At 58.5% G+C, this 650-nt stretch carries 1 protein-coding gene and 1 pseudogene; one reads left to right on the top strand and one right to left on the bottom strand.

The window, feature by feature from the left end; translation table 11 throughout:
* Positions 1-236 (top strand): annotated as a pseudogene (locus tag B2W52_RS01975) (ABC transporter ATP-binding protein); the annotation flags it as partial.
* Positions 237-300: 64 nt separating this feature from the next.
* On the opposite strand, the gene B2W52_RS01980 reads toward B2W52_RS01975, so the two are convergent.
* Positions 301-650: outer membrane protein assembly factor BamB family protein (locus B2W52_RS01980; RefSeq protein WP_286801087.1), on the bottom strand; the 350-nt coding region annotated here is incomplete at its 5' end.

A 650-nucleotide genomic window follows, 5' to 3' on the forward strand; every position in this document is an offset into this window, starting at 1 on the left:
TGAAACTCTGGCAGGAAACCGGCACCACCATCTTCATGGTGACCCACGATCTGAAGGAAGGTTTTTACCTGGGCACCCGACTGCTGGTGTTCGACAAGGTGCGCAACGATCCCCATGACCCACAGGCATTTGGTGCCACCATCACCTACGACTTGCCGATCGGGCAGACAGATCGAAAACTGTTCGAAGACATTCACCAGTCGGTCAGCGAGACAGCCCGTAATCAGGCCGCCTGATCTAACGGACAGCTCAATAAAAAAGGTCGCCCCAGGGCGACCTTTTTTTTCACTTTCGCTTGGATCAGTTGCTGGCAACCCGATCCTTCGGCAGCTTGAAGGTCCAGACCATACCGCCCTGGTTGAAGTCCTTCACTACCTTGGCCACTTCGCCACCCCAGAGCGGAACCGCGCCACCCCAGCCGGACGCCACAGAGACGTACTGCTCGCCATCCATGGTCCAGGTGATGGGCGTGCCCACGACACCGGAACCGGTGTTGAAGCGGTAGAGCTCTTCGCCGGTCTTGGCATCAAACGCCTTCAGATGGCCCTCGGGCGTACCGGTGAACACCAGACCACCGGCCGTTGTCATCACGCCACCCCACAGCGGTGCGGTGTTCTCGTAACGCCAGACTTCCTCACCGGTTTTCGGAT

It is taken from the genome of Marinobacter sp. UBA2498 (assembly GCF_002341575.1).
Lineage (GTDB): Bacteria > Pseudomonadota > Gammaproteobacteria > Pseudomonadales > Oleiphilaceae > Marinobacter > Marinobacter manganoxydans.